Origin of the sequence: Salinicola peritrichatus (assembly GCF_003206715.1) — a bacterium.
Classification (GTDB): Bacteria; Pseudomonadota; Gammaproteobacteria; order Pseudomonadales; family Halomonadaceae; genus Salinicola; species Salinicola peritrichatus.
In genome coordinates, this window is the sequence record NZ_PZJU01000060.1 from 23946 (window position 1) to 34133 (window position 10188).

At 63.9% G+C, this 10188-nt stretch carries 14 protein-coding genes; 8 read left to right on the forward strand and 6 right to left on the reverse strand.

Translation table 11 applies throughout. The annotated features are described in order from the left end of the window. Nucleotides 1-19: 19 nt before the first annotated feature. The 3 genes from DOM57_RS19010 to DOM57_RS19020 all read left to right on the forward strand — a co-directional run bounded on the left by DOM57_RS19010 (nucleotide 20) and on the right by DOM57_RS19020 (nucleotide 3702). Complete coding sequence (locus DOM57_RS19010; RefSeq protein WP_239496326.1) at nucleotides 20-952, forward strand: NAD(P)-dependent oxidoreductase; 933 nt, start codon at nucleotides 20-22, stop codon at nucleotides 950-952. Continuing rightward, a complete protein-coding gene (locus tag DOM57_RS19015; protein WP_110650761.1) occupies nucleotides 949-2508 on the forward strand; it encodes an aldehyde dehydrogenase family protein in 1560 nt (519 codons plus the stop codon). Before DOM57_RS19010 ends, DOM57_RS19015 begins: the two co-directional genes overlap by 4 nt. Before the next feature lie 162 nt (nucleotides 2509-2670). After that, the gene (locus DOM57_RS19020; RefSeq protein ID WP_162619598.1) at nucleotides 2671-3702 is read left to right on the forward strand and encodes a methyltransferase; all 1032 of its coding nucleotides are present in this window, start codon (nucleotides 2671-2673) and stop codon (nucleotides 3700-3702) included. 10 nt (nucleotides 3703-3712) lie between these two features. Here DOM57_RS19020 and DOM57_RS19025 read toward each other — a convergent pair whose 3' ends face one another. Beyond that, nucleotides 3713-4633, reverse strand: a complete 921-nt coding sequence (locus tag DOM57_RS19025; RefSeq protein ID WP_110650763.1) for a LysR family transcriptional regulator — start codon at nucleotides 4631-4633, stop codon at nucleotides 3713-3715. Nucleotides 4634-4802: 169 nt separating this feature from the next. On the opposite strand from DOM57_RS19025, the gene hmuQ reads away from it, so the two are divergent. From hmuQ to DOM57_RS19040, 3 genes are read left to right on the forward strand one after another with little or no spacing between them, the layout of a single operon-like run. Further along, the gene (gene hmuQ / locus DOM57_RS19030; protein WP_110650764.1) at nucleotides 4803-5138 is read left to right on the forward strand and encodes a heme-degrading protein HmuQ; all 336 of its coding nucleotides are present in this window, start codon (nucleotides 4803-4805) and stop codon (nucleotides 5136-5138) included. A 36-nt stretch (nucleotides 5139-5174) separates the two neighbouring features. Continuing rightward, the gene (gene epsC, locus DOM57_RS19035; RefSeq protein ID WP_110650765.1) at nucleotides 5175-5909 is read left to right on the forward strand and encodes a serine O-acetyltransferase EpsC; all 735 of its coding nucleotides are present in this window, start codon (nucleotides 5175-5177) and stop codon (nucleotides 5907-5909) included. An 11-nt stretch (nucleotides 5910-5920) separates the two neighbouring features. Next, on the forward strand, nucleotides 5921-6943 hold the full coding sequence (locus tag DOM57_RS19040; RefSeq protein WP_110650766.1) for a DUF1853 family protein: 1023 nt from the start codon (nucleotides 5921-5923) through the stop codon (nucleotides 6941-6943). Here DOM57_RS19040 and DOM57_RS19045 read toward each other — a convergent pair. Further along, the gene (locus DOM57_RS19045) at nucleotides 6879-7769 is read right to left on the reverse strand and encodes a carboxylate/amino acid/amine transporter (RefSeq protein ID WP_110650767.1); all 891 of its coding nucleotides are present in this window, start codon (nucleotides 7767-7769) and stop codon (nucleotides 6879-6881) included. The genes DOM57_RS19040 and DOM57_RS19045 overlap by 65 nt on opposite strands. Nucleotides 7770-7797: 28 nt before the next feature. Here DOM57_RS19045 and DOM57_RS19050 point away from each other — a divergent pair, with 28 nt between their 5' ends. Beyond that, the gene (locus tag DOM57_RS19050) at nucleotides 7798-8253 is read left to right on the forward strand and encodes a DUF6314 family protein (protein ID WP_162619599.1); all 456 of its coding nucleotides are present in this window, start codon (nucleotides 7798-7800) and stop codon (nucleotides 8251-8253) included. Nucleotides 8254-8321: 68 nt separating this feature from the next. On the opposite strand, the gene DOM57_RS19055 is transcribed toward DOM57_RS19050, so the two are convergent. Both DOM57_RS19055 and DOM57_RS19060 read right to left on the reverse strand, forming a co-directional pair. Continuing rightward, nucleotides 8322-8480: a YqaE/Pmp3 family membrane protein gene (locus DOM57_RS19055; protein ID WP_110650773.1), complete on the reverse strand. Its 159-nt coding sequence runs from the start codon at nucleotides 8478-8480 to the stop codon at nucleotides 8322-8324. 207 nt (nucleotides 8481-8687) lie between these two features. Beyond that, on the reverse strand, nucleotides 8688-8942 hold the full coding sequence (locus DOM57_RS19060; RefSeq protein WP_110650769.1) for a hypothetical protein: 255 nt from the start codon (nucleotides 8940-8942) through the stop codon (nucleotides 8688-8690). A gap of 122 nt (nucleotides 8943-9064) precedes the next feature. On the opposite strand from DOM57_RS19060, the gene DOM57_RS19065 reads away from it, so the two are divergent. Next, a complete protein-coding gene (locus DOM57_RS19065; RefSeq protein ID WP_162619600.1) occupies nucleotides 9065-9307 on the forward strand; it encodes a DUF1654 domain-containing protein in 243 nt (80 codons plus the stop codon). 233 nt (nucleotides 9308-9540) lie between these two features. Here DOM57_RS19065 and DOM57_RS19070 read toward each other — a convergent pair whose 3' ends face one another. Together DOM57_RS19070 and DOM57_RS22830 are read right to left on the reverse strand one after the other, a co-directional pair. After that, nucleotides 9541-9747, reverse strand: a complete 207-nt coding sequence (locus DOM57_RS19070; RefSeq protein WP_110650771.1) for a DUF2795 domain-containing protein — start codon at nucleotides 9745-9747, stop codon at nucleotides 9541-9543. A gap of 44 nt (nucleotides 9748-9791) precedes the next feature. Then, a partial coding sequence (locus DOM57_RS22830) for a con-10 family general stress protein (RefSeq protein ID WP_476707496.1) occupies nucleotides 9792-10188 on the reverse strand: 397 nt, incomplete at its 5' end.

Below are 10188 nucleotides of genomic sequence, written 5' to 3' on the forward strand. Positions count from 1 at the left end.
TGGTCGCTTACGACATCCAATGACAACCCAGGAGAGCAAGATGAAAATCACCGTCATCGGCCTCGGCCAGATGGGCGGCAACATGGCCCTGACGCTCCGGCGCGCCGGCTTCGACGTCACCGGCAGCGATGTGTTCGCACAGGCCCGCCGGCGCCTCGCCGCCCAGGGGCTCGCGACCGTCGACCCGGAAGCGCTACCCGCCAGCGATGTCTACCTGTTGTCGCTACCGACCTCGGCCCAGGTGCGCGAGGTGATCGAGTCCCGACCGAACCTGCTCGCCAGTGCGCCCAAGAGCAGCGTGATCGTCGACACTTCCACCAGCGACCCAGTGGTCAGCCGTGAACTCGCCGCCAAGGCGATCGCCGCCGGCCTGGAGTGGCTGGATGCGCCGGTCAGCGGCGGCCCCGCGGGCGCGGCCAGCGGCAAGCTCGGCATGCTGCTGGGCGGCGAGAGGGCCACCGTCGAGCGGGTGACGCCGATGCTGGAAGCGATGTCGGCCAAGCGCACTCACGTCGGCGGCCCCGGCAGCGGCCATGTGGTCAAGCTGGCCAACAACTACCTGTGCGCCGCCAATCTGATCGCCACCGCCGAAGCGGTGACGCTGGCGGCCAAGGCCGGGGTCGATCCGGCAGCCTGTCTGGCCGGACTCAACAGCGGCTCCGGGCGCAGCGCGGTCAGTGAGGTCAATTTCCCCGCGTGGATCCTGAGTGGACGCTTCGATTCCGGCTTCACCAGCGGCCTGATGCGCAAGGATCTGCGCCTGGCGCGGGACGCCGCCGCCGGCCTGGAGCTCGATCTGGCGCTGCTGCAACGCGTGGTCGACGGCTGGCACGCCGATCCCGACCACCCCGGCGACGGCGATGACTTCAATCACATCGCTTCACCGATCCTGGCCCAGGCCGGAGTCGACTTCACCGATGCCGCCGCCCGCGACGAGGAGACCTCCGCATGAACGCACTCGACACCCAGGCACGACGGCGTTTGGCCGGCTTGCTGACAAAGTTCGGTCTGTCGCTGGAAGCGGGGGACACGCCCTGCTCCAACTGGATCGACGGCGAACTGCGCGCCGGAGAGCAGGACTCGATCACGCTGATCAATCCCGCCACCGGCGGCGAATTGATCGCCTACCGGGACGCCGGTGCCGATCTGCTGGAATGGGCGGTCGCCGCCGCCACCCGCGCCCAGGCCGAGTGGATGGCGCTGACCGCCAGCGAGCGTGGTCGGCGCATGAACGCCGCGGTGCGGCGGCTGGAAGGTTATGAAGAGGATCTGGCCCAGCTCGAGAGCGTGGTCGCCGGCAAGCCGATCCGCGACTGCCGCGGCGAAGTCGCCAAGGTCCGCGAGATGTTCGAATACTACGCCGGCTGGTGCGACAAGCAGCACGGCGAAGTCATCCCGGTACCCACCTCGCATCTCAATTACGTGCGCCACGTGCCGTTCGGCGTGGTCGGCCAGATCACGCCCTGGAACGCGCCGATGTTCACCTGCGCCTGGCAGTTGGCGCCGGCCATCGCCGCCGGCAACGGCGTGGTGCTCAAGCCATCGGAACTGACGCCGTTCTCTTCGCTGGCGATCGCCCGGCTGCTGGAATCCGGCGGCCTGCCCAAGGGCCTGATCAACATCGTCAACGGCCTCGGTCCGACCACCGGCGCGGCACTGACAAGCCACGACGGCATCGGCAAGTTGGTGTTCGTCGGCTCTCCCGCCAGCGGCCGACTGATCGCCGAGGCCGGCGCCCGACGCCTGGTGCCGAGCGTGCTCGAACTGGGCGGCAAGTCGGCCAACATCGTGTTCAGCGATGCCAGGCTCGACGACGCCGTGGCCGGTGCCCAGGCGGCGGTCTTCGCCGCCGCCGGCCAGAGCTGCGTCGCCGGCTCGCGGTTGCTGATCCAGCGCGAGGTCTTCGACGCCGTAGTCGAGCGCGTGGCGCGTGCCGCCAGCCAGATCGCCGTCGGCCTGCCCGAGGACGAAGCGACCCGCATGGGGCCGCTGCAGAACGCCCGCCAGTTCGAACGCGTCAGTGGCATGATCGAGCGAGCCGCCGCCGCCGGGGCCCGCGTCGTCACCGGCGGTGGCCGCCCCGAAGATCTACCGCCAGGCGCCGACGGCTACTATCTCGCACCGACGGTCATCGCCGACGTCGATGAGACGATGGAGATCGCCTGCGAAGAAGTGTTCGGCCCGGTACTGGTGGCGCTGCCGTTCGACGACGAAGCCGATGCGATTCGGCTGGCCAACGCCACCCGTTTCGGTCTCGCCGGCGCGGTCTGGACCCAGGATCCGGCCCGGGCGCATCGCGTCGCCGGCCAACTGCGCGCGGGCACCGTGTGGATCAACAGCTACAAGGCGATCAACGTGATGTCGCCCTTCGGCGGCTTCCGCGACAGCGGTTTCGGCCGTTCCAGCGGCCTCGACGGTCTGCGTGAATATAGCGTTCCGCAAAGCGTCTGGGTCGAAACCGGGCGCGAAGCCAGCGTGGCGATGGGCTACGGCGACGGCCGCGAGTGACGAGATGCCGTCGAGTCGCGGTCGCAGCGGCATCGGTTCCCGTCGCACCGGCCCGGTGGCATGATGAAGGCGCGGTCCGTCGACCGACCGCCAGCGATATCCCCAGCCATGCATCGCACCAGGTTCGACGCCGGTGTGATCCCGACAACCAGGAAGCCAGCCATGGAAGCCAGCCCGGCCGACCACGACCCCGCAATCGAAGCCCATAGGACGATGATCCGGATGATCAGCGGGTACTGGGTCAGCCAGATGGTGCACTGCGCCGCGCGGTTCTCCTTGGCGGACTTGCTGGCGCCCCGGCCGCTGACCGCCGAAGCCGTCGCCAGCGCCTGCGAACTCGATGTCGACGCGACCTTTCGCTTTCTCAGAGCCTGTGCCGCGCTGGGCATCGTCGGCCACCAGGGCGGAAAATTCACCGCCACGCCGCTGCTCGAAACGCTGAGCAGCCACCATCCGGCCTCGCTCAAGGGGCGTGCCCTGGGGCTGGTCACGCCGGGCCAATGGCAGCCGTGGGGGCGACTGGAGTCGGTACTGAAGCACGGCTGCAGCCAGGCGGAGGCCGTGCTGGGATCGGACCTTTTCACTTATCACGACAACCATCCCGAGGAAGCGAGCGCGTTCACGCAGGCCATGGACGGTTTCACCCAGACGCTGCTGGAAGACGTCACCGGCGCCGTGGCCGTGCCGCCGGGCGCGTTGATCGTCGACATCGGTGGTGCCAGCGGCCTGCTGCTGCGTACGCTGCTGCAGGCCAACCCGGATACCCGTGGCATCGTATTCGACCGCCCGGGCGTCGCCGCGGCGACGGCGGAAAGCCTGCGTGGCACCGAGCTGGCAGCGCGCGTCACCGCCGAGGGTGGCGATTTCTTCGTCGCGGTACCCGCCGCCGACCGTTACTTGCTCAAACATATCCTGCACAACTGGAGCGACGACGACTGCGTCACGCTTTTGCGCAACTGTCATCGCCGCATGCATCCGGGCGGGCGCGTCGTGGTGTTCGAGATGTTGATGGGCGAGATCGGCGAGGGCGATCCCACCGCCGCGCTGGTGGACCTGCACATGCTGGTGGCGCTCTCCGGCCGGGAGCGCACGCCGGCGGAATACCGACGGCTGTTCGAGGCAGCCGGCTTTGCGCGGATGCAGGTCACGCCGCTACGCAACGGCTGGGCGATGCTGGAAGCCTGGAACGCCTGAAACCGGCGCGCTACTCGCCGGCCGACGAGCGAAACGCATGCATCCAGGCCCCGAGATGGCGCAGCAGCTTGAGACTTGCCTGCGGCTGGCGTCGGCCGACACGCGTGATCATGTGTGCCTGGGAGTTCTGGAACGGCTCGGACGCCACCCTGCGCGCCACCACGCTGCCCTGCTCGAGTTCGTGCGCGACGGAGAATCGGGGCAGCAGGGTGATGCCCATGCCGGCCACCACGGAACGCCGCAACACCGCCATCGAGTTGGTCTCGAGCGCTACCTGCGGATGCAGGCCGGCCTGGGCGAAAGCCTCGTCAACCAGTCGCCGCACGCCGTGTCCCGGCTTCCACAAGGCCGTCGGTATTTCACCAAGCCGGCGCAGGGAAATCGGTTCGGGCTCGTCGGCGAGTGGATGATCCGCCGGGCAGATGGCCAAGAGCGGCTGGCCGCTGGAGACCCAGAAACGAATCTGCGGGTGTACCCGCTCATGGAACATCAGGCCGATATGGGCGCGGTCCTCGACCACCGACTCGATGATTTCATCGGTGCCCGCCTGCTGGATGTCCAGTCGAATACCGCGATAGCGCTCGGCGAAGGCTTTGAGCGGCGCATCGATCAGATCGTTGATGAAGCCTTCGCCGACGACCAGCGAGATCGTCCCCGTCTCCAGGCGCTGATAAGCTTCCAGTCGGGCAATGAAATCATCGTCCAGAGCGCCGCGCTGGCGACAGTAATCCAGCGCCATCTCCCCCACCGGGGTTGGACGGATGCCTCGCGGCGTGCGCTCTAGCAGCGGAGCCTCGAATGCCGCTTCGAGCAGCGCGATCTGCCGACTGACGGCGGAGGGCGCGATATCGAGCCGGGCGGCCGCCTTGCGCAGCGACCCCGACTCGACCGTGACGCGAAAATAGATCAGGCGTTGGTGCGGAATGTCCATGCGTGATGATCCGGAAGAGTGTTGCGGTGATTAGTTCACTGACTCGCCACGGCGTCAACACACATCGAGTCGATGGCTTCGACGTCATCGGGGTCGACTTTTCCTAGTCGACGCTGTCAAAGTTGCACTCCGATAACGTTTTTTCCTTTTTTGCAGCTGGAGTCGTTCCATGTTCATCGCCATGAACCGCTTTCGAGTCAATCCCGCAAGAACCCAGGAGTTCGAAACGCTGTGGTTGGAGCGCGAGACGCGCCTTCAGGGCCTGCCTGGCTTCGTCGAGTTCCACATGCTGCGCGGCCCCGAGGAAGAGGACCATGTGCTCTATGCCTCCCACACCATTTGGCGCTCGCGCGGGGATTTCGAAGCCTGGACCCATTCGGAAGCGTTTCGCACCGCCCATGCCAACGCCGGTCAAAGCCGCCGCGAAGGGCTCTATCTGGGCCCGCCCAAGTTCGAGGGCTTCGAGGTCATTCAAACGATCGGCAGCGATGACGACGCTCGCTGAGCGTTTCCGCCTTCCACTGCCGCGGAGCCAGCGCGGATGAACGAGATATCCCGCGATGCCTTGTGGCCGATGCTGACCGAGGCGGCTCGCTCGGCGCTGGCAAGGGATCCGCTGCTCGGCGATCTCTATCGGCGCTACCTGCTGGAAGTCCCCGATTTCGCCGGGGCACTGGCCCGCGTCATTGCCGAGACGCTGGCCACGGCGGAAGTGACACCCGAGGCCGCGCTGGCACGGGTGGAAGCGACGCTGGGTCAACACCCCGAGATCGTCACGGCGGCCGAGCGCGACCTGTTCGCCCTGCTGCGCGAGGACGCCGCCATCCCCGAGCCCTTCACGCCGCTGCTGTTCTTTCCGGGCTACCGCGCCCTGCAGTGCTATCGAGTGGCGCATGCCTGGTGGCAAGCCGGGCTCACCGATCTGGCCAGTCATCTGCAGTACCGCGCGGCCATCTGCTTCGCCGCGGATATCCATCCCGCCGCCGTCATCGGATCGGGACTGTTCATCGACCATGGCGCCGGTATCGTCATCGGCGAAACCGCGGTGGTGGAGGACAACGTCACGGTTTTCCACGGCGTGACGCTCGGCGGTACCGGTAAACTCAGCGGTGACCGCCACCCCAAGGTGCGCCGAGGCGCCTTCCTCGGTGCCGGCGCGTGCATCCTCGGCAATATCGAAATCGGCGAGCAGGCCCGTATCGCTGCCGGGGCGATCGTCACCAGGCCGGTGGCAGCGAAAACCACCGTGCTCGGCCCCAGCGCCAAACCCCGCTAGCTCGCACCGGCATGTCGATCGCCGCGCGTCTGCTGGACGCCTTCCGTCCGCTCGATCCCGCTCTCGCGGCGGACCTGACCACGCTGGATAAACCCTGGCTGCGGGATGTCGCCTGGCTGCTGCACGCGCCCGACATGGCGACCATCGGCTATGCGGGCCGCCCGACGCTCACGGCATTGGGATTGGCGGAGTCGGAGACTCGTCGACGCTGGCTTGCCGCTTTGGCCGCTAAACAAGCGCTGTTCGACGCGCAGCTGGCGGCGCGCCGCTCGCAGCGCCTGGGGATTTACCACGAGACGCTGTGGCAGTGGATCGTGCAGCATGCCCCGCGAACCCGACTGCTGGCGCATAACGTCGCGCTGCGCGACGGCAACCGTACGCTTGGCGAGTTGGACCTGCTCTATCGAACGCACGCTCCGGACACGCACGGCGACGACATTCCCCGCATCGAGCATGCGGAGCTTGCGATCAAGTTCTTCCTGGGACTGCCCCAAGGCCCCGGCAACGATGACGATCCCTCCCGCTGGATCGGCACCGGCAGTTTCGATTCACTGGCGATCAAGTGTCACCGGTTGCGCCATCGGCAATTGCCGATGGCGCTGTCGCCATCCGCGGCGCAGGCTTTGGCAAGGCTGTTGCCACGGGCACGGCTGCATCAGCGGATCATCATGCCGGGAGTTCTCTATCATCCCTGGGAGCGGTCCCTTCGCCTGCCGGCATTCGCCAATCCGCAGGCTTATCAGGGGCTGTGGTGTCATCATCGAAGCTGGTCGACGCTGGCCGCTGCCTTGCCGGCCGACACGCGGGGCGATTTCCTGATCAAGCCTCATTGGCTGGCACCGCCACGCGGTCCCGGCGTGCCGTTGAGTACGCTGGGCGATGCACTGGCCAAGCACTTCTCCGGGCGCTGCACGCCCTGCCATCTTCGACTGCGCCTGCCCGATGCGCGTGCCTGCCGGTTGTTCGTAGTCACGGACGACTGGCCGCCGGCGATACCGCTGCCGCCCCGAGCCCTCGAGCCCAGCGCGCGTTGATCCACAGCGAGCCCACCAGGATGGCGGCACCGATCCCGAGCCGCAGCAAGTCGGCGTCACGATTCCAGATCAGCAGATTGACGATCAGCCCCGCCGGTATCAGCACGTTGTTCATCACCGCGAGCGTGCCGGCATCGACACGGCAGGCGCCCTTGTTCCAGAGGAAATAGCCCAGGCCGGAGGCCACGATCCCCAGCCATCCCAGTATGCCCCACTGCAGCGGCGTGGTCGGAAGTTGCGTCGAGTCGCCCAGCAGCGCAAAGGCCGGCACGGCAATACACAGCGCCCCGAGATAGAACCAGCCGAACAGGTGGCGGTGGGCGACATCCCTCGGCAGGCTGCGCGCCAGATGGCGGTAGCCGACCTGGCCGAGGGCGAAACTGAGATTGGAGCCCTGAACGACCAGGAAGCCCAGCCAGTAATCGGTGGTGATGCCGTCGTAGCGGATCACTGCCGCGCCCACAACCGCCAGCGCCGCGATGACCAGATAACGCGGCGAGAAACGGCGCGCCAGCAAATCGTCGACCAGGGTGATATAAAGCGGCGTGAAGATGGTGAACAGCAGCACCTCCGGCACGGTCAACAGCAGAAACGACTGATAGAAGAACAGGTACATGACACCAAGCTGGATGGCACCGATCGTCATCAGGCCCAGGCGGCTGCGCCAGCTGAGCACGGCCGGCCGCAGCAGCGGCAGAAATATCAGCGTGGCCAGAACGATACGGGTCATGACGGCAAAGTAGCTATCCACTTGCCCCGAAAGGTAAGCACCGATCAAACTGAAGGAGAAGGCCCACAGGGCTGTGACGCCAACGAGATAGGACATGCGAGGTTAACCTTAGGATTATGAAAAGTTGACTGCCATTATACGGTTCCGCGAGCTGTTGCCTAGGGTGGAGCGATTCCTGTTCACCGCGCATGCCGGCCCAGGCTCACGAACCGGCTGGCAAGGCCGGGGCGAAGGTCGATTGGCGGTGCAATGCCACGACTCGACGATCCGTTTTCATGAGTCCGGCAGCTTCACATTGGCGGGTCAGGCGCAGAGCGTCCCGATGCGCAACGTCTATCGGTGGGAGTGTCGGGCGGATCGCATTTCGCTGTTTCACGAAAGGCGCGGACCGGATGCCGCTGTCCATCTCTTCGACTTGATCGCGGAAGGCGAAGAGACGCTGATCAACGCGACGGTGCATCAATGCGCGGCCGATGCCTATAGCGGAAAGATAGTGCTGCGGCCCGATGGATTCGACCTGCAATGGAGAATCCTGGGTCCGCGCAAGGATGAGCGGATTCTCTACCACTATCGGACGTGACCATTGTCAGTGGTACCGAAAACGACGGAGGCTTCCCGTAGGAAGCCGCCAATCGGTTACTGGATTGCCTATCGCGTCGCGATGATCCAGATGGCATGAATGATGCCTGGAATATACCCCAGCAGCGTCAGCAGGATGTTGATCCAGAACTGTAAGCCCAACCCCACCTGCAGGAAAACCCCTACCGGCGGCAGAATGATGGCGAAGATGATACGAATGATGTCCATGTAGCCTCCTATGCTTGGAACGACATCGCTACCGATTGTGTCAATCCGTTGCGGTGTTTCTTCGTCACCGAACTCGTAATTCATCGAGCCGAGCGAGCAATGCGCGCCTCCCGAATCGCTTTGAACATTCTCGACGCCCACACTCAGCATAGACGGGTTCCTCTCCCCATGCCGGATCTCCCATGCCGGATTTCGGGTCGTGGAGCACTAGCCTTTTCCGGCGTTTCCGTCGTCCTCACCCGACCGCGATCGGCGCGTCTTGGCACGAATCGATTGAGAATCGGCCGCTAATTCCTCGTGATAGCGTTCCCAATCCTCCCAGTCGTGGGGCGTACCGCTACGCGGGCCATGCTCGGCGGCTTCACGAGCGCGCGCCCAGGCTTTCTCTTCCAGCGTCTGAGGTTTGTCCTCCTCCTTGTCGAGGGGGATGCCTTGCTTGGCGAGATAGTCGCGAGCATTCATATTCATTCTCTCCCTGCCGGTATTTACCGGCGCAAGGTTGCCTTCTCTTTACCTCTACATTTGCTTAGCTATGCGTCTTTACCGCATACTGTATGCATAGACAGCATATCGAGGAACTTCACATGGTACTCTCGTTCCCGACGCCCTACGAGCGCCTCGCCCGACGTGTCGCCAACGCCGTTGCCTCCGCGGGTAACCGGCAACGCCGTCAGCTTGTCGTTATCCGCAATCCTCACGAATCGATAATGGACTGGTCACAGTTGATGGCGCGACTGGAAATCGCAGCGGATATCCGTGTCGTGCAGATCACCGACAGCGATGCGCTCCTGAGTTGGCGACACTGGAGTTGGGGAGCGGCGTCTTGAGTCCCCGCAAGACTCGGTTTTGCCATTATCGAAGTGGCGAATAAATATTCATGGTCGGGCATAGATTCAACTGGTACGAGCGTGTCAGCGCACAGCGACAACCAAGAATGGACAAGCGCCCCGGCCGGGACGCTTGTCCTTGAGATTAAAATAAACTTCACTTCATGCCGAATCGACACCGAGCGTTAACCATTCCATGAAGTGAAGCTTATCCAAGCAGAGTAAGAAATCGACTATTCGACGTCGCCGACGCCTTTAGTCACGTCAGCCATGCTTCCATATTCCTGATCAGGCAACTGACGAATGATTTCCATTACATCATCTTCTGCACCATTCTCCTTGGCTTGCTTTTCGATATCCGCTCGGCTGGCAGGAAAATCGATACCCTTCAGATGATGAGTAATATTTGCGGGAGATTGCCCTCCGAGACCTCTAGTCATAACCCCTCCTTTTCGTGGAATTGCATGACTTTCTTCACCAAGTTCTAGGAGCTACGTCCGCCACTATTGCTGTTGTGGCCACCCTTCTTACCAGCTTCGGAAGCTTTTTCAGGATCGTTGGCGAAGTTGCCCCCGCTATGCTTTCCGCCCTTCCGGCCGGCTTCAGAGGCTCTTTCGGGATCATTGGCGAAATTGCCGCCACTGCTTTGGCCACCCTTATGACCGATTTCCTCGAAGTGTTCATGGTCATGGCTCTCAGCATTCGCTTTGCCGCCTTTCTGACCAGCCTCTATCACGGACATGCCTTTATCGTCTTTGCGCTTATCAGTCATACAAACCTCCAGATTACTTAATGACCCTGATAAAAACTTTACTAAGTTGCATAACAAACGGTATGTAATGCATACCAGCATCATTTGATAGCTAGGCGGTCTCAAGTTC

What these genes read in the sequence shown, in the direction of transcription:
- DOM57_RS19025 (WP_110650763.1), bottom strand. Translation starts at nt 4,633, where the DNA reads ATGGACATTCCGCACCAACGCCTGATCTATTTTCGCGTCACGGTCGAG.
- DOM57_RS19020 (WP_162619598.1), top strand. Translation starts at nt 2,671, where the DNA reads ATGGAAGCCAGCCCGGCCGACCACGACCCCGCAATCGAAGCCCATAGG.
- DOM57_RS19040 (WP_110650766.1), top strand. Translation starts at nt 5,921, where the DNA reads ATGTCGATCGCCGCGCGTCTGCTGGACGCCTTCCGTCCGCTCGATCCC.
- DOM57_RS19065 (WP_162619600.1), top strand. Translation starts at nt 9,065, where the DNA reads ATGGTACTCTCGTTCCCGACGCCCTACGAGCGCCTCGCCCGACGTGTC.
- DOM57_RS19055 (WP_110650773.1), bottom strand. Translation starts at nt 8,480, where the DNA reads ATGGACATCATTCGTATCATCTTCGCCATCATTCTGCCGCCGGTAGGG.
- DOM57_RS19060 (WP_110650769.1), bottom strand. Translation starts at nt 8,942, where the DNA reads ATGAATGCTCGCGACTATCTCGCCAAGCAAGGCATCCCCCTCGACAAG.
- hmuQ (WP_110650764.1), top strand. Translation starts at nt 4,803, where the DNA reads ATGTTCATCGCCATGAACCGCTTTCGAGTCAATCCCGCAAGAACCCAG.
- epsC (WP_110650765.1), top strand. Translation starts at nt 5,175, where the DNA reads ATGAACGAGATATCCCGCGATGCCTTGTGGCCGATGCTGACCGAGGCG.
- DOM57_RS19045 (WP_110650767.1), bottom strand. Translation starts at nt 7,769, where the DNA reads ATGTCCTATCTCGTTGGCGTCACAGCCCTGTGGGCCTTCTCCTTCAGT.
- DOM57_RS19010 (WP_239496326.1), top strand. Translation starts at nt 20, where the DNA reads ATGACAACCCAGGAGAGCAAGATGAAAATCACCGTCATCGGCCTCGGC.
- DOM57_RS19070 (WP_110650771.1), bottom strand. Translation starts at nt 9,747, where the DNA reads ATGACTAGAGGTCTCGGAGGGCAATCTCCCGCAAATATTACTCATCAT.
- DOM57_RS19015 (WP_110650761.1), top strand. Translation starts at nt 949, where the DNA reads ATGAACGCACTCGACACCCAGGCACGACGGCGTTTGGCCGGCTTGCTG.